Source organism: Telluria sp. ZB4P37, from assembly GCF_059685855.1.
In genome coordinates this window covers 127701-144317 of record NZ_JCASID010000005.1, presented here as the reverse complement: position 1 = coordinate 144317, position 16617 = coordinate 127701, and the positions used below count along the sequence as shown (strand labels likewise).

Annotated in this window: 14 protein-coding genes; 13 read left to right on the top strand and 1 reads right to left on the bottom strand. The window is 65.1% G+C overall.

The window, feature by feature from the left end:
* From murD to lpxC, 12 genes are all read left to right on the top strand, one after another.
* Positions 1-1500: a UDP-N-acetylmuramoyl-L-alanine--D-glutamate ligase gene (murD, locus tag AC56K1_RS11265; protein WP_497157928.1), complete on the top strand. Its 1500-nt coding sequence runs from the start codon at positions 1-3 to the stop codon at positions 1498-1500.
* Positions 1500-2717 carry a putative lipid II flippase FtsW gene (gene ftsW / locus AC56K1_RS11260; protein ID WP_497157927.1) on the top strand — a complete coding sequence of 406 codons (1218 nt, stop codon included), beginning with the start codon at positions 1500-1502 and terminating at the stop codon, positions 2715-2717. The genes murD and ftsW overlap by 1 nt, the downstream gene beginning before the upstream one ends.
* Entirely contained in the window at positions 2714-3808 is a 1095-nt protein-coding gene (gene murG, locus AC56K1_RS11255) for an undecaprenyldiphospho-muramoylpentapeptide beta-N-acetylglucosaminyltransferase (protein ID WP_497157926.1), read from the top strand. Before ftsW ends, murG begins: the two co-directional genes overlap by 4 nt.
* Positions 3809-3815: 7 nt before the next feature.
* Positions 3816-5204, top strand: a complete 1389-nt coding sequence (murC, locus tag AC56K1_RS11250) for a UDP-N-acetylmuramate--L-alanine ligase (RefSeq protein ID WP_497157925.1) — start codon at positions 3816-3818, stop codon at positions 5202-5204.
* 5 nt (positions 5205-5209) lie between these two features.
* Positions 5210-6199, top strand: coding sequence for a D-alanine--D-alanine ligase (locus tag AC56K1_RS11245; protein ID WP_497157924.1), 990 nt, complete (start codon positions 5210-5212; stop codon positions 6197-6199).
* Positions 6200-6205: 6 nt separating this feature from the next.
* On the top strand, positions 6206-7030 hold the full coding sequence (locus tag AC56K1_RS11240) for a cell division protein FtsQ/DivIB (RefSeq protein WP_497157923.1): 825 nt from the start codon (positions 6206-6208) through the stop codon (positions 7028-7030).
* A 13-nt stretch (positions 7031-7043) separates the two neighbouring features.
* Entirely contained in the window at positions 7044-8276 is a 1233-nt protein-coding gene (gene ftsA / locus AC56K1_RS11235; protein ID WP_171088011.1) for a cell division protein FtsA, read from the top strand.
* A gap of 167 nt (positions 8277-8443) precedes the next feature.
* Positions 8444-9646 (top strand): cell division protein FtsZ, encoded by a 1203-nt coding sequence (gene ftsZ / locus AC56K1_RS11230; RefSeq protein ID WP_497157922.1) that lies wholly within the window; start codon positions 8444-8446, stop codon positions 9644-9646.
* A 319-nt stretch (positions 9647-9965) separates the two neighbouring features.
* Positions 9966-10469 (top strand): peroxiredoxin, encoded by a 504-nt coding sequence (locus AC56K1_RS11225; protein WP_497157921.1) that lies wholly within the window; start codon positions 9966-9968, stop codon positions 10467-10469.
* A 46-nt stretch (positions 10470-10515) separates the two neighbouring features.
* Positions 10516-10965 (top strand): GNAT family N-acetyltransferase, encoded by a 450-nt coding sequence (locus AC56K1_RS11220; RefSeq protein WP_497157920.1) that lies wholly within the window; start codon positions 10516-10518, stop codon positions 10963-10965.
* A 35-nt stretch (positions 10966-11000) separates the two neighbouring features.
* Complete coding sequence (locus tag AC56K1_RS11215; RefSeq protein ID WP_497158059.1) at positions 11001-11843, top strand: DMT family transporter; 843 nt, start codon at positions 11001-11003, stop codon at positions 11841-11843.
* 52 nt (positions 11844-11895) lie between these two features.
* A complete protein-coding gene (gene lpxC / locus AC56K1_RS11210; protein WP_497157919.1) occupies positions 11896-12831 on the top strand; it encodes a UDP-3-O-acyl-N-acetylglucosamine deacetylase in 936 nt (311 codons plus the stop codon).
* Positions 12832-12939: 108 nt separating this feature from the next.
* On the opposite strand, the gene AC56K1_RS11205 is transcribed toward lpxC, so the two are convergent.
* Positions 12940-13332, bottom strand: coding sequence for a DciA family protein (locus AC56K1_RS11205; RefSeq protein WP_497157918.1), 393 nt, complete (start codon positions 13330-13332; stop codon positions 12940-12942).
* 447 nt (positions 13333-13779) lie between these two features.
* Between AC56K1_RS11205 and secA the strand changes: the two genes are divergently transcribed.
* Positions 13780-16563 (top strand): preprotein translocase subunit SecA, encoded by a 2784-nt coding sequence (gene secA / locus AC56K1_RS11200; RefSeq protein WP_497157917.1) that lies wholly within the window; start codon positions 13780-13782, stop codon positions 16561-16563.
* Positions 16564-16617: the final 54 nt, after the last annotated feature.

The window sequence follows — 16617 nt, the reverse complement described above, 5'->3', positions numbered from 1 at the left end:
ATGATCTACGACGGCAAATCCGCATTGGTACTGGGCCTGGGCGAATCCGGGCTGGCGATGGCGCAATGGCTGGCGCGCTGCGGCGCGCGCGTGCGCGTGGCCGACACGCGTACCGATCCGCAGCGCCTGTTCGCCCTGCGCCAGGCGGTGCCGAATGCGGAATTCGTCGGCGGCGAATTTGCCGCGACCCTGCTCGACGGCGTCGATTTCCTTGCCGTCAGCCCGGGCCTGGCCCCCGACCGCGAGCTGGCGGACATCGCCCCGGCTGCGCGCGAACGTAATATTCCCGTCTGGGGCGAGATCGAGCTGTTCGCGCAGGCGCTCGCGCATCTGCGCCTCGACCGCGCCTATGCGCCGAAAGTCATCGCGATTACCGGCACCAATGGCAAGACCACCGTCACCAGCCTGACCGGCCTGCTGTGCCGCCGCGCGGGCCTGTCCACGCGCGTGGCCGGCAACATCAGCCCGGCCGCGCTGGACGTGCTGCGCGAAACCCTCGACAACGACGAGCTGCCGCAGGCCTGGGTGCTCGAGCTGTCCAGCTTCCAGCTGCACACGACCTCCAGCCTGCAGGCCGATGCCGCCACAGTGCTGAACCTGACCCAGGACCACCTCGACTGGCACGGCAGCATGGATGCCTATGCGGCGGACAAGGCGCGCATCTTCGGTAACGAGACCGTGCGCGTGCTGAACCGCGACGATGCGCGCGTCTCGCGCATGGCCGACCCAAGCGCGCCGGCATTTACCTTCGGCACGGGCGAGCCGATGGAGCCGAACAGCTTCGGCCTGGTCAGCGAGCGCGGCGTGCTGTGGCTGGCCAATGCCGTCGCCAATGACGACGAGCCGCTCAAGAAACTGAAAAAAGGCGAGTCGCCCGCGCCCGTGGAAGTCACGGTCAACCGCCTGATGCCGGCCGATGCACTGAAAATCCGCGGCCTGCACAATGCCTCGAACGCACTGGCCGCGCTGGCCCTGTGCCGTGCCTGCGGCCTGCCGCTGGCGCCGCTCCTGCACGGCCTGCGCGAATACGCGGGCGAGCCGCACCGCGTCGAGCTGGTCGCCAGCATCGACGGCGTGGACTATTACGACGACAGCAAGGGCACCAATGTCGGCGCCACCGTCGCAGCCCTGGAAGGCCTGGGCAAGGCCTTCGCGGGCGAGGACCAGCAGATCCTGTTGATCGCCGGCGGCGACGGCAAGGGCCAGGACTTCGCTCCGCTCGCATTGCCGGCATCGCGCTATGTGCGCGCCGTGCTGCTGATCGGCCGCGATGCACCAAGCGTGCGCGCCGCCATCGAGCCGACCGGCGTGCCGGTCTTCGATTTGCCCGGCTTGCCGGAAGCGGTGCACCGTGCTGCCGGACTGGCGCGTCCTGGCGACTGCGTGCTGCTCTCGCCGGCTTGCGCCAGCCTGGACATGTTCACCAATTACGCGCACCGCGCCCAGGTCTTTGTCGACGCCGTGCGTGACATCGCGCTCGAGAAAGGCCAGGAGATCTGATGGCCTTCCAGCTCCCATTCAAGTTTTCCGGCTCGGCCAGCGACGCATTGACCTCGCCGCGCAGCCGTCCGTCGAAGATGATGGACTACGACCAGCCGCTGGTCTGGGTCACCGTGCTCCTGATGTTGTTCGGCCTGGTGATGGTGTACTCGGCCTCGATCGCGCTGCCGGATTCGCCGAAATTCGCCTACCTGGGCGACAAGAACGAATACTTCCTGTATCGCCAGGCGATGTACATCATCGTCTCGATGACGGCGGCGGCCGTCGCCTTCCAGGTGCCGGTCGCGGTCTGGCAGCGCTACGCGCCGATGATGTTCATCGCGACCCTGTTCCTGCTGGCCGTGGTGCTGATCCCGGGCATCGGCGTGTCGGTCAACGGCGCGCGCCGCTGGCTGCCCCTGAAGATCATGAATTTGCAGCCGTCCGAGATCATGAAGATCGCCGCCGTGCTGTACGCGGCCGACTTCACGGTGCGCAAGCAGGAATACATGCACAAGCTGACCAAGGGCTTCCTGCCGATGATGGTGGCGATCGGCCTGGTCGGCGGCCTGCTGCTGATGGAGCCGGACCTGGGCGCTTTCGGCGTGATCGTCTGCATCGCGATGGGCATCCTGTTCCTGGGCGGGATCAACATCGTCTGGTTCGGCGGCATCGGCGCGCTGCTGGTCGTGATCTTCACCGCCATCATCGCGCTGTCGCCCTTCCGCCGCGCGCGCATGTTCGCCTACCTCAACCCGTGGGAAGAGGGCAATGCGCTGGACAAGGCCTACCAATTGACCCACTCCTTGATCGCCTTCGGGCGCGGTGAGTTCTTCGGCGTAGGCCTGGGCGGCAGCGTCGAGAAGCTGTTCTACCTGCCGGAAGCGCACACCGACTTCATCATGGCCGTGATCGGCGAAGAACTGGGCCTGGCCGGCGTGCTGGTCGTGATCGCGATGTTCTACTGGCTGGTGAAGCGCGCCTTCGACATCGGCCGCCAGGCGATCGCCCTGGACCAGACCTTCGCCGGCCTGGTCGCAAAGGGCATCGGTATCTGGATCGGCGTGCAGACCTTCATCAACATGGGCGTGAACCTGGGCCTGCTGCCGACCAAGGGCCTGACCTTGCCCCTGATGAGCTTTGGCGGTTCGGGCGTGCTGTTCAATTGCGTCGGCCTGGCGATCCTGCTGCGCATCGATTACGAGAACCGGGTGCGTATGCGCGGGGGCCGCTCATGACCAAGCGCTTGATGATCATGGCGGCGGGCACCGGCGGCCACATCTTCCCCGGCATCGCGATTGCGCAGACCATGCGCGCGCGCGGCTGGGAAGTGTCCTGGCTGGGCACCGCCCATGGCATGGAAACCGAACTGGTGCCGAAGGCCGGCATCCCGATGGACAGCATCGACTTCGCCGGCCTGCGCGGCAAGGGGCTCAAGCATACGGTCACCGGCGCCTTCAAGATGGCGGCCGCTTTCCTGACCTGCCGCCGCTATATCGCCCAGCGCAAGCCCGACGTGGTCCTGGGCATGGGCGGCTATGTGACGGTGCCGGGCGGGATGATGGCGCGTGCGCGCGGCGTGCCGCTGGCCCTGGTCAACGCCGACGCCGCGCTGCTCTTGTCGAACAAGACCCTGGCCCCGATCGCCGAGCGCCTGCTGTTTGGTTTCCCGGCCGATTTCGGCAAGGCGGCAAGCAAGGCGGTCGTCACCGGCAACCCGGTGCGCCAGCAGATCCTGGATCTTCCTGCGCCAGCCGCGCGCTTCGCAGGCCGCAGCGGCCCGCTGCGCATCCTGGTCGTCGGCGGCAGCCTGGGCGCGAAAGTGCTGAACGACAGCGTGCCGGCGGCGCTCGCGCAGATCGACCCGGCCGTGCGCCCGGTCGTGACCCACCAGTCGGGCAAGAAGAACATCGAGGCGCTGCGCGCCGCGTATGCGCAGGCAGGCGTGGAAGCGAAGGTCGTGGATTTCATCGACGACATGGCCGGCGCCTATGGCGAGGCCGACCTGGTGATCTGCCGCGCCGGCGCGATCACGGTGTCGGAACTCACCGCCGCGGGCGTGGCCAGCGTGCTGGTGCCGTTCGTGGCCAGCACCACCAGCCACCAGCGCGACAACGCGGTCTGGATGGCGGGGCAAAAAGCGGCCGTCTACCTGCCGCAGGGTGAACTCAATCCGCAGGGACTGGCAAGCCTGCTGCAAAAAACCACCCGCGAAGATTGCCTGGCCATGGCGCAGGCGGCAGCAAAGGTGGGCAAGCGCGACGCCAACGAAGCGATCGCGCGTGAACTCGAGAATTTGGCAAATAAGTTAGCTGGCCTGGGGAACTGAACGGAACATGAAGCACAAGATCAAGAATATCCATTTCGTCGGTATCGGCGGCAGCGGCATGAGCGGCATCGCCGAAGTGCTGATCAACCTCGGCTACAACGTGTCGGGCTCGGACCTGTCGAGCAATGCGGCGAGCGAACGCCTGGCCGACCTCGGCGCGCGCGTCTACACGGGGCACTCCAGCGAACACGTGATCGGCGCCGACGTGGTCGTGACCTCGACCGCCGTCAACGAGAGCAACCCGGAAGTCGTCGCGGCCCGCGCCGCCAAGATCCCGCTGGTGCCGCGCGCGATCATGCTCGGTGAACTGATGCGCCTGAAGCGCGGCATCGCGATTGCCGGCACCCACGGCAAGACCACCACCACCAGCCTGGTGGCTTCGGTGCTGGCCGAAGGCGGAATGGATCCGACCTTTGTCATCGGCGGGAAGCTGACCGCGGCCGGCGCCAATGCCAAACTGGGGCAGGGCGACTATATCGTGGCCGAAGCAGACGAGTCGGATGCGTCTTTTCTCAACCTGTCGCCGATGATCGAAGTGATCACCAACATCGACGCCGACCACATGGAGACCTACGAGCACGATTTCGAGAAGCTCAAGGCCGCCTTCGTGCACTTCACCCACCGACTGCCGTTCTACGGCCGCGTGATGCTGTGCATCGACGACCAGCACGTACGCTCGATCCTGCCGCAGGTGACCAAGCCGGTCACCACTTATGGCTTCTCGGAGGACGCCGAAGTGCGCGCCTTGGACGCCTACGCCGATGGCGTGCACATGCACTTCACGGTGCGCCAGCGCGGCTATCCGGACACGAAATTCGTGCTGAACCAGCCGGGCATGCACAACGTGCTCAACGCCTGCTCGGCGATCGCCATCGCGCGCGAGATCGGCATCAGCGACGAAGCCACCGCCCGCGGCCTGCTCGAATTCCGCGGCGTCGGCCGCCGCTTCACCCGCTACGGTGAAGTGGCCCTGCCGGGCGGCGGCAGCTTTACTCTGGTAGACGATTTCGGCCACCATCCGGTGGAAACCGAAGTGACCCTGGCCGCCGCGCGCGCCGCCTACCCGGGCCGGCGCCTGGTGCTGGCCTTCCAGCCGCACCGCTACAGCCGCACGCGCGACCTGTTCGAAGACTTCGTGAAAGTGCTGGCCACCCCGGACGTGCTGCTGCTGGCCGACGTCTACCCGGCCGGCGAAGCGCCGATCGTCGCTGCCGACGGCCGCGCACTGGCGCGCGCGCTGCGCACCGGCGGCAAGACTGAACCTATTTTCGTGGAGACGATCGCCGACATGCCGGCCGCGATCCTGAACGCGGCCCGCGACGGCGACGTCGTCCTCACGATGGGCGCCGGCTCGATCAGCGGCATTCCCCACCAACTGACCAATTCAAAGGCCTGAATCACGTGAACACTTCAACCGTGAATGCTACTACCAGTTTCGACCCGGCCGCCTTCGGCAAGGTCGGCGTATTGTTCGGCGGCCGCTCCGCCGAGCGCGACGTGTCGATCATGTCTGGCACCGGCGTGCTGGCCGCGCTGCAAAGCCGCGGCATCGATGCCCACGCTTTCGACCCGGGCACCCAGAGCCTGGCCGAGCTGGCCGAACAGAAATTCGACCGGGTCTTCATCGCGCTGCACGGCCGCTACGGCGAAGACGGCAGCCTGCAGGGCGCCCTCGAGCAGCTCGGTATTCCGTACACCGGCAGCGGCGTGATGGCATCAAGCGTGGGCATGGACAAGATCACCACCAAGAAGATCTGGAAGATCGACGAGATTCCGACGCCGGACTACGTCTCGATCGACAAGACCACCGACCTCGACGAGGTCCTGGTTGCCCTGGGCCTGCCGCTGATCGTCAAGCCGCCGCTCGAGGGCTCGACCATCGGCATCACCAAGGTGACCGAGGCAGCCGGCTTGCGCGCCGCGGTGGAACTGGCAGCCGGCTTCGACGAAGTCGTGCTGGCCGAGGAATTCGTCACCGGCCGCGAGTTCACCGTCGCCGTGCTGGGGCAGGGTGCCACGGCGCGCGCGCTGCCGATCGTCGAGATCGTGGCCCCGGAAGGCAATTACGACTACCAGAACAAGTATTTCACCGACGCCACCCAGTACCACTGCCCGGCGCCGCTCGATGCCGCCCTGACCGAGGAAATCCAGCGCCATGCCGTGAATGCCTACCGCGCCCTCGGTTGCGAAGGCTGGGGCCGGGTCGACGTGCTGGTGAGGGAAAGCGACATGCGTCCCTTCCTGCTGGAAGTGAACACCTCGCCGGGCATGACCTCGCACTCGCTGGTGCCGATGGCCGCGCGTGCGGTGGGCATCAGCTACGAAGACCTGTGCATCGAGATTCTGGCCTCGAGCCGCCTGAAGATGCCGATGCCGAAGGCGAAGGGTTAAACGCCGATGTGGCATGACGTCCGCGCCCTGAACGCAACCGCCAGCTCCCTGGTGGCGCTGACGGTGCTCGCCGGTCTCGCGTCCGGCGTGTGGTGGCTGTCGCAGCGCCCCATGTTCTCGCTGCGCGCGGTGACGGTGGAAAGCATGTACGGGATCGACCTGCGCCACGTGAACGAACTCACGGTGCGCAATGGCGTCATCGGCAAAATTCGCGGCAACTTCTTCACCACCGACCTGGAGCAGGTGCGCGGCACTTTCGAGACCGTGCCATGGGTACGGCGCGCCACGGTGCGCCGCGAGTGGCCGAACCAGCTGATCGTCGAGGTCGAAGAGCACGAAGCGCTCGGCACCTGGGGCGAGGACGGACGCCTGCTGTCGGTCAAGGGCGATGTGTTTACCGCCAACCTGGCCGAGGCCGACGACGACCATCCGCTGCCGGCCTTCGACGGCCCGCTGGGGACCGAGAAGGAAGTGCTGGCCCGCTTTACCGAGCTGCGTTCGCTGTTTTCGCCGGTGCAGCTGGCGCCACTGCAGCTGTCGCTGTCGGACCGTTATGCCTGGACCGTCAAGCTGGATAACGGCATGAGCGTGGCGCTCGGCCGCGAGCAGGACCGCGACACGCTGAAAAAACGCGTGCAGCGCCTGGTCGGCGTCTACCCGCAGCTGGTCGCGCGGCTGCAGGAAGGACGCATCGACACCATCGACATGCGTTACCCGAACGGGCTGGCGCTGTCGTCGGCGGCCTTGACGGTGCCGCTCGATGCCAGCAAGCCGGTCAAGGCAGCAAAAAAGCCAAAAACTCCGATCAACAAGACAACCAAGCAAACATAAGCAGGCAACAGCAATGACAAAAGACGCGAAGAACCTGATCGTCGGCCTCGACATCGGCACCTCGAAGGTGGTGGCGGTCGTGGCCGAAGTGATGTCCGACGGACGCCACGAGGTGATCGGCCTCGGTCAGCACGAGTCGAAAGGGTTGAAGAAAGGCGTGGTCGTCAACATCGAGGCCACCGTCGAGTCGATCCAGCGCGCGCTCGAAGAAGCGGAGCTGATGGCCGACTGCAAGATCCGCAATGTCTATGCTGGCATCGCCGGCAGCCATATCCGCTCGTTCAATTCGAGCGGCATGGTTGCGATCAAGGACAAGGAAGTCACCGCCACCGACGTGGCGCGCGTGATCGAGACCGCCAAGGCGGTGAACATCCCGACCGACCAGCAATTGCTGCACACGGTGCCGCAGGAATTCATCGTCGATAACCAGGAAGACGTGCGCGAGCCGATCGGCATGAGCGGCATCCGCCTGGAAGTGCGCGTGCACATCGTCACCGGTGCGGTGTCCGCAGTGCAGAACATAGTAAAGTGCGTCCGCCGTTGCGGGCTCGAGGTGTCGGACCTGATCCTGCAGCCGATGGCCTCGGCCGATTCGGTGCTGACGGTCGACGAAAAGGAACTGGGCGTGGTCCTGATCGACATCGGCGGCGGCACCACCGACATCGCCGTGTTCTCGGACGGCGCGATCCGCCACACCGCCGTGCTGCCGATCGCCGGCGACCAGATCACCAGCGACATCGCGATGGCCCTGCGCACGCCGACCGGCGAGGCGGAAGACATCAAGATCCGCTACGGCGTGGCCAAGCAGGTGCTGGCCGATCCGGGCGAGACGCTCGAAGTGCCTGGCCTGGGCGACCGCGGCCCGCGCGCGCTGTCGCGCCAGGCCCTGGCGGCCGTGATCGAGCCGCGCGTCGAAGAACTGTTTGCGATGGTGCACACGGTGGTGCGCGAGTCCGGCTACGAGGGCGTGCTCTCGTCGGGCATCGTGCTCACCGGCGGCAGCTCGATCATGCCCGGCATGATCGAAATGGCCGAAGACATTTTCCTCAAACCGGCGCGCCTCGGCACGCCGGACTACCGCGGCCAGCTGGCCGACGTCGTGCGCAGCCCCCGCTACGCCACGGTGCTCGGCCTGCTGCTGGAAGCGAAGAAGCAATACCTGCGCGGTCATATCGTCACGCGTCAGGATGGTTCGGTGAAGGCAGTCTGGCAGCGCATGAAGGAATGGATCGCAGGGAATTTCTAAATTACGAGTTTAGTTACGAAATACAGCATTAAATTTTCAGTACGTCAGCAACAAAGCGTTCACGGGTAAAGATTTTTTAAATACAATCGCTGTTTCCGGTTGCGGGGCCTGTCAGGGGCCTGGCAAATCTCCGCAACGGAAGCGGCACTGAATATTGGGAGTTCATCATGGAGTTCGATATGGTCGATAACGCAGCACTGGGAACCGTCATCAAAGTTGTCGGCGTCGGCGGCGCCGGCGGCAACGCGGTTCAGCACATGATCAATAAAGGTGTGTCCGGTGTCGAGTTCATCGCGGCAAACACGGATGCGCAGGCACTTGCAGTATCAGGCGCGAACAACATCATCCAGATCGGCGAATCGGGCCTGGGCGCAGGCATGCGTCCGGAAGTGGGCCGCCAGCTCGCCGAGCAGACCCGCTCGCGCATCGAAGACGCACTGCGCGGCGCGCACATGGTCTTCATCGCGGCCGGCATGGGCGGCGGCACCGGCACGGGCGCGGCGCCGATCGTCGCCGAAGTGGCCAAGAGCATGGGTGCACTGACTGTCGCCGTGGTCTCCAAGCCGTTCTCCTACGAAGGCGACAAGTGCATGCAGGTGGCGGAAGCCGGCCTGGAAGAGCTGAGCAAGCACGTCGACTCCCTGATCGTCATCCTGAACGAAAAACTGGAAGACATCTACGAAGACGAAAGCATGCTGGAGTGGATGAAGCACGCCGACGACGTCCTGAACAACGCCGTTGCCGGTATCGCCGAGATCATCAACGTGCCGGGCCACATCAACGTCGACTTCAATGACGTGAAGACCATCATGAGCGAGCAGGGCAAGGCCATGATGGGCACCGCGACCGCCGCCGGCGTCGACCGCGCGCGCATCGCCGCCGAACAGGCAGTGGCCTCGCCGCTGCTCGACGGTATCGACCTGTCGGGCGCCAAGGGCGTGCTGGTCAACGTGACCGCAAGCCGTGGCCTGAAGGGTAAGGAAATCAAGGAAGTCATGGCCGCCGTGCGCGCCTTCGCCGCGCCGGACGCGTCGATCGCCCAGGGCATCGCCTACGACGATTCGATGGGCGACGAGATCCGCGTGACCGTGGTCGCGACGGGCCTGGGCAAAGCCAAGAAGATGCAGCTGGTCCAGCCGCAGCCGGTGCTGCGCACCGGCACCCACGGCTACAACGCACCGGTGATGGCCGGCGCGGCGACCGTGACCGGCGGCCTGAGCATGGGCCAGGCCGGTGGCGACGCACTGGGCGGCATGAAGCAGCCGGCCGTGTGGCGCCGCGAGCAGGCATCGGAGCAGGTGCAGGCCATGCAGCGCAACGGTGTCGAGACTTACGACATTCCGGCTTTCCTGCGCAAGCAGGCCGACTGATACAAAGTCGGTTGAGTGTGAAAAGGCCGGCGCAAGCTGGCCTTTTTGTTTTTTTTTTCCGACCGTTACGTCATGAGCACCGTCACGCTTAAATCCATCATCCCCCGCGAAGGCGGGGGTCCAAGTTCGTGCCGCTGTCGTTGGCGTGTGCGTTTGTGATGCGCACGCAAAATTGGATCCCGGCCTACTCCGGGATGAGGTTCCAAGGGAGTAGGCAGAAGGAGGCGCAGGTGGTCAGCCCATTTTTACAGCCTGCCTGCAAGCCTTCCCCACATCGGCGATAATTGCCGGATTCTCAAAACACGAAGGAGCACACCCCATGACCATCCAGATCGGCGATCGCCTGCCGGAAGGCACCCTGTCGGAATTCATCGAGACCGAAACCGCAGGCTGCTCGCTCGGCCCGAATACCTTCCAGGTCAGCGAGCTCACGAAAGGCAGGAAGATCGTCATCTTCGGCCTGCCGGGCGCCTACACCCCGACCTGCTCGGCCCAGCACGTGCCGGGTTACGTCCAGCACGCGGAAGCGCTCAAGGTTAAGGGCGTCGATGAAATCTGGTGCATCTCGGTCAACGACGCCTTCGTGATGGGCGCCTGGGGTCGCGACCAGAAGGCGACCGGCACCGTGCGCATGATGGCCGACGGTAATGCCGCCTTCTCGAAGGCGCTGGGCCTGGACGCCGACTTCTCCAAGCACGGCATGGGCACCCGCTCGCAGCGCTATTCGATGCTGGTCGAAGACGGTGTCGTCAAGGCCCTGAACGTCGAAACGGCCGGCTTCGAAGTCTCGGGCGCCGAGAAGATGCTGGAACAACTGGGCTAACCGGCCTGTAACTTTCGAAACGGCGCCGTGGCGCCGTTTTTTATCCATGATCATCAACGCCGAAACCCCCGACCAGCCGGAAGTACGGGCCATGCTGGACCAGCTCGATGCCTATTGCGCGTCGCTGTATCCGGCCGAATCGAACCACCTGATGGACATCGCCGCGCTGCATGCCGACGGCGTGCTGTTCCTGGTCGCGCGCGACGTCGATGGCGCGGCCTGCGGCTGCGCGGCGCTGGTCCGGCGCGAGGGCTACGGCGAGATCAAGCGCATGATGGTCGTCAAAGAGCGCCGTGGCTGCGGCATCGGCCGCAAGCTGATGGAACAGCTGGCGATGTTCGCCCGGATGTCCGGCGTGGGCGTGCTGAAGCTGGAAACCGGCATCCACCAGCCGGACGCACTCAAGCTATACGAGCGCTTCGGCTTTACCCGCTGCGAGCCCTTCGGCGACTACCGGCCGGACCCGCTCAGCCTGTTCATGGAAAAACAGGTGTGAAGCGACCCGCCGGGAACCTGTACAGCATCTACGCGATGCTGGTCGCCGTCTTCATGTTCGCGCTGATGGACACGGCCATGAAGCTGCTGTCCGCGCGCTACCCGGCGATCCAGGTGGCCGCCCTGCGTTCGCTCACTTCGCTGCCCCTGGTGGCGATCTATGTCGGGCTGCGGGTGGGCTATGGCGACATCTTCCGCATCCGCTGGCCGCTGCACCTGCTGCGCGCGGTGCTGGGCATCATGATGCTGACCTTCTTCGCTTTCGGCATCCGCAAGCTGTCGCTGGCCGAGGCCTATTCGATCTTCTTCATCGCGCCGGCGCTGATCACGGCGCTGTCGGTCTGGTTCCTGAAGGAGCGGGTCGGCCTGGCGCGCTGGATCGCAATCGCGGTCGGCCTGGGCGGCGTGCTGGTGGTACTGCGCCCGACCGGCGCCGGCTTCCTGACCATCGGCGGGCTGGCGGTGCTGGCCGCGGCCGCGATGTACGCGGTCTCGGCGATCACGGTGCGCATCCTGGCGCGCACCGACCGCAACGAGCACATGGTGTTCTGGCTGATGCTGATGGTGGCCGTCGGTGCGACTGCCCTCGCAGCGCCGGGCTGGGTGGCGATGCGCATGTCCGACGCGCCGCTGCTGTGCGGCCTGGCGCTGACCGGCTTCGTCGGCCAGCTCGCCGTCACCGAAGCCTTTGCGCGCGGCGAGGCCTCGAGCGTGGCGCCTTTCGAGTATTCGGCGCTGGCCTGGGCGGTCTGCCTGGACTGGCTGATGTGGCAGACCCTGCCCGACAGCTACACCATGCTGGGCGCGGCCATCATCATCGGCAGCGGCCTGTATCTGCTGCGCCACGAAAAAGAACACGTCGAAGCCGAGCACCCCTAGCTGGGGCGGGGGGCTGCCTGCGCCGCCGAAAGCGCTGGGCTATAATCGCCGGATGCTGAAACAACGAACCATCAAGCAGGTCGTCCGCACCACCGGTGTGGGCGTGCACTCGGGCACCAAGGTCGAGCTGACCCTGCGTCCGGCCGCCCCGGGCGCCGGCATCACCTTCCGCCGTGTCGACTACGACCCGATCGTCTCCATCCCGAGCGCCGCCGACGTGGTCGGCGAGACCCGCATGGCCACGGTCCTGATCAAGGACGGCGCGCGCGTGTCCACCGTCGAGCACCTGATGTCGGCCTGCGCCGGCCTGGGCATCGACAACCTGGTCGTGGACGTCACCGCCGAAGAGATTCCGATCATGGACGGCTCGGCCGCCTCCTTTGTCTACCTGCTGCAGCAGGCCGGCGTGGAAGAGCAGGACGCCCCGAAGAAATTCATCCGCGTGCTCAAGGAAGTCGAGATCCGCCAGGGCGAGGGCAGCGGCGAAAAATGGGCGCGCCTGTCGCCCTACGAAGGTTTCAAGCTCGACTTCTTCATCGAATTCAACCACCCGGCCGTGGACGGCACCATGCAGCGCGCCTCGGTCGATTTCGGCGACGTCTCCTATGTGCACGACGTGGCGCGCGCGCGCACCTTCGGTTTCATGCAGGACGTGGAAACCCTGCGCGGCCTGGGGCTGGCGCGCGGCGGCTCGCTGGAAAACGCGATCGTGATGGACGAATACCGCATCCTGAATGCGGACGGCCTGCGCTACGAGGACGAATTCGTGCGCCACAAGATCCTGGATGCGATCGGCGATTTGTACATCGTCGGCCACCCGCTGCTGGCCAGCTACACGGCCCATAAATCGGGCCACGCGCTCAACAACGAGCTGCTGCGCAAACTCCTGGCGCAGCCGGATGCCTACGAGCTGGTGGAATTCGATTCGCTTTCGGATGCGCCGCCGTCGTATGTGCGGCAGATGACGCGGGAGTGGGCGCAGACTTGATGGGGTGTACGCGGTCGTGTGTAGTACGCGTGCAAAATTCGATCCCGGCGAAGGCCGGGACCCAAGTTCGCAGCAAACCGCCAGCGTGTGCTCCAGCCACCAAAAAAGCTACCGCCGCTTCTCCGCCAACCTCCGCAGCGCCGCCACCAGATCCTTGTTCTGGGTGGTGTCTTCCAGCGATTCGGCCAGCTCCTCGAAAGCCTGCACCGCCGTCGGCGGCAGCTCCAGGCTGCGCATTTCCGGCTTTTGCGGCACGGCGCGCGCCACCTGCACCTTCAGCTTGACCGATTCCACCTGCCAGCCGCGCCCGAGCAGGGCGGCCTGCAGCTTGGGCGCCATCTGTTTCACACGCGCCGCCACCGCCGAACTCGGCACAGCCAGCACCAGCGCACCATCCTGGAAGGAAATCACGTCGGTATTGCCGGCCAGCGCAGGCAGGATCGCCGCGCAGTCCGACTGCAGGCGCGCCATGCGCATGGCCGCCGGCAGCAGGCTGGCCATGCGTTCGTTGCCGCGAAGGAAGTCAGTCGCGACGATCGACGTCTGCCGATTTTTGGTACCGTAGATGTGCACTGGGAGGATAGGGAAGGGGGAGTCGACCAGGCGCACGATAGCACAAACCCCGCCTCGACTTCGCACAAACCCTGCACGGACTTGCCCCGATCCGGCGCAAGCCCGGCACATTTTCCCGACCGCCAGGCTCCTGTCGCGGGGGCGCCGGCGCCGCCCCGGCCGTCCCGGGTCCGCACGACAGGCCCCGCCACTGTGGCATTCAGTGCAATTTGATAACATTCTGCTGCTCAGCAGTCTTGTTATCCTGCCCATTGTCCCCAAGTGTGGCCGGATCGCATGATAAAATCAGTAGCTTTTTGCCATAGGCGGTCTTCGGCGGATGTGTTCACCCGTCCTCCCGGGCTCTTTTCGCGGCGTATTTTTTGTAGAGTTAGCATGTCATTCCTGACCCAGATTTTCGGCAGCCGTAATCAGCGTCTGCTCAAGCAATACCAAAAGACCGTGCGTCAGATCAACGCGCTCGAGCCGCAGATGGAAAAGTTGTCCGACGCCGAACTCCAGGCGAAGACTCCCGAATTCAAGGACCGGCTCGGCAAGGGCGAGTCGCTCGACGACATCCTGCCGGAAGCCTTCGCGGTCTGCCGCGAGGCAGCCAAGCGCGTCATGAAGATGCGCCACTTCGACGTCCAGCTGATCGGCGGCATGGTGCTGCACCAAGGCAAGATTGCCGAAATGGGCACCGGCGAGGGCAAGACCCTGATGGCAACCCTGCCGGTCTACCTGAACGGCCTGGCCGGCAAGGGCGTGCACGTCATTACCGTCAACGACTACCTGGCGCAGCGCGATGCCGAGTCGATGGGCCGCCTGTACGGCTGGCTCGGCTTGACTACGGGCGTGAACCTGTCGCAGCTGGATCACGACAGCAAGCAGTCCGCCTACGCCTCCGACATCACCTACGGCACCAACAACGAATTCGGTTTCGACTACCTGCGCGACAACATGGTCTTCGAGGCGCGCGAACGCGTGCAGCGCAGCCTGAACTTCGCCGTGGTCGACGAGGTCGACTCGATCCTGATCGACGAAGCGCGCACCCCGCTGATCATTTCGGGCCAGGCCGAGAGTCATACCGAGCTGTACCAGCGCCTGAACGAGCTGCCGCCGCTGCTCACCCTGCAGGTCGGCGAAGAAACGCCGGACGGCAAGGGCCAGGTCGAAGTCCCGGGCGACTACGTCAAGGACGAAAAAGCGCACACCGTGCTGATGACGGAAGCCGGCCACGAAAAGGCCGAGGGCATCCTGACCCAGTGGGGCCTGCTGCCGGAAGGCGCCTCGCTGTACGACGCCGCCAACATCACGCTGGTGCACCACCTGTACGCGGCGCTGCGCGCCCATGTCCTGTACCACAAGGACCAGCACTACGTGGTGCAGAACAACGAAGTGGTGATCGTCGACGAATTCACCGGCCGCCTCATGACGGGCCGCCGCTGGTCGGACGGCCTGCACCAGGCCGTGGAAGCCAAGGAAGGCGTGCGCATCCAGAACGAGAACCAGACCCTGGCCTCGATCACTTTCCAGAACTACTTCCGCATGTACGGCAAGCTGTCCGGCATGACCGGCACCGCCGACACCGAAGCCTACGAATTCCAGGAAATCTACGGCCTCGAAACCGTGGTGGTCCCGCCGAACAAGCCGTCGCAGCGCAAGGACCGCCAGGACCAGGTCTACAAGTCGGCCGAGGAAAAGTACAACGCGATGCTGATCGACATCCGCGACTGCTATGAGCGCGGCCAGCCGGTACTGGTGGGCACCACCTCGATCGAGAACTCGGAACTGCTGTCCGGCATCCTGACCAAGGCCAGCCTGCCGCACAACGTCCTGAACGCCAAGCAGCACGCCCGCGAAGCGGAAATCATCGCGCAGGCCGGCCGTCCGAAGATGATCACCATCGCCACCAACATGGCGGGCCGCGGTACCGACATCGTCCTGGGCGGCATGGTCGAGAAGCAGATCCAGATCATCGAAGCGAACGAGGCCCTGACGGACGCCGACAAGGCGGCCCAGGCCAAGCAGCTGCGCGACGAATGGCAGTCGCTGCACGACCACGTGGTGAACGCCGGCGGCCTGCACATCATCGGCACCGAGCGCCACGAATCGCGCCGCGTCGACAACCAGTTGCGGGGCCGTTCGGGCCGCCAGGGCGACCCGGGTTCCTCGCGTTTCTACCTGTGCCTGGACGATCCGCTGCTGCGCATCTTCGCGGGCGACCGCGTGCGCTCGATCATGGAGCGCCTGAAGATGCCGGAAGGCGAGCCGATCGAGGCGGGCATCGTGACCCGCTCGATCGAGACCGCCCAGCGCAAGGTCGAGGCCCGCAACTTCGACGTCCGCAAGCAGCTGCTCGAATACGACGACGTCGCCAACGACCAGCGCAAGGTGATCTACACCCAGCGTAACGAGCTGCTGGAATCGACCGAGATGACCGACCTGATCGTCTCGCTGCGCAATGGCGTCTTCACCGACGTGGTGCGCGGCTTCGTGCCGGCCGAGTCGGTGGAAGAGCAGTGGGACATCAAGTCGCTGGAATCGACCCTGGCGGCCGAGTGGAACCTGGTGGTGCCGCTGGAGCAGATGCTCAAGGACGATCCGAACCTGAACGACGACGACCTCCTCGAGCGCGTGCTCAAGGCCGCGGAAGTCTCCTACGACACCAAGGTCGGCGTGGTCGGCAAGGAATCCTTCGGCGGCTTCGAACGCAATGTCATGCTGCAGAGCGTCGACACCCACTGGCGCGAGCACCTGGCGGCGCTGGACCACCTGCGCCAGGGCATCCACCTGCGCGGCTATGCCCAGAAGAACCCGAAGCAGGAATACAAGCGCGAAGCCTTCGAGCTGTTTTCCAGCATGCTGGACATGATCAAGAACGAAGTGATCCGCACCGTGATGACGGTCCGCATCCAGAGCCGCGAGGAAGTCGATGCCGCCGAAGCGGCAATGGCGGCCCAGGCGGCCCACCTGGAAAACATCAACTACCAGCACGCCGATTTCAATCCGTCGGCAGCACCGGAAGAACTGCTCAACCCGAACCCGATGGGCAGCAGCGCCGAGCCGGTATCGGCGGAAGACCACAGCACCTATATGGGCGTGAAGGTCGGCCGCAACGATCCTTGCCCTTGCGGCAGCGGCAAGAAGTTCAAGCAGTGTCACGGGAAGCTGGCGTAATCGCCTAGAAGTGTTAACGAAAAACGGCCGGGGTGGGAACCCCGGCCGTTTTTT

Bases quoted from the DNA above. Each gene is read 5' to 3' on its own strand.
- ftsZ (WP_497157922.1), top strand. From the start codon at position 8,444: ATGGAGTTCGATATGGTCGATAACGCAGCACTGGGAACCGTCATCAAA.
- lpxC (WP_497157919.1), top strand. From the start codon at position 11,896: ATGCTGAAACAACGAACCATCAAGCAGGTCGTCCGCACCACCGGTGTG.
- ftsW (WP_497157927.1), top strand. From the start codon at position 1,500: ATGGCCTTCCAGCTCCCATTCAAGTTTTCCGGCTCGGCCAGCGACGCA.
- ftsA (WP_171088011.1), top strand. From the start codon at position 7,044: ATGACAAAAGACGCGAAGAACCTGATCGTCGGCCTCGACATCGGCACC.
- AC56K1_RS11215 (WP_497158059.1), top strand. From the start codon at position 11,001: ATGCTGGTCGCCGTCTTCATGTTCGCGCTGATGGACACGGCCATGAAG.
- AC56K1_RS11220 (WP_497157920.1), top strand. From the start codon at position 10,516: ATGATCATCAACGCCGAAACCCCCGACCAGCCGGAAGTACGGGCCATG.
- secA (WP_497157917.1), top strand. From the start codon at position 13,780: ATGTCATTCCTGACCCAGATTTTCGGCAGCCGTAATCAGCGTCTGCTC.
- AC56K1_RS11225 (WP_497157921.1), top strand. From the start codon at position 9,966: ATGACCATCCAGATCGGCGATCGCCTGCCGGAAGGCACCCTGTCGGAA.
- AC56K1_RS11240 (WP_497157923.1), top strand. From the start codon at position 6,206: ATGTGGCATGACGTCCGCGCCCTGAACGCAACCGCCAGCTCCCTGGTG.
- murD (WP_497157928.1), top strand. From the start codon at position 1: ATGATCTACGACGGCAAATCCGCATTGGTACTGGGCCTGGGCGAATCC.
- AC56K1_RS11205 (WP_497157918.1), bottom strand. From the start codon at position 13,332: ATGGCCAGCCTGCTGCCGGCGGCCATGCGCATGGCGCGCCTGCAGTCG.
- murG (WP_497157926.1), top strand. From the start codon at position 2,714: ATGACCAAGCGCTTGATGATCATGGCGGCGGGCACCGGCGGCCACATC.
- murC (WP_497157925.1), top strand. From the start codon at position 3,816: ATGAAGCACAAGATCAAGAATATCCATTTCGTCGGTATCGGCGGCAGC.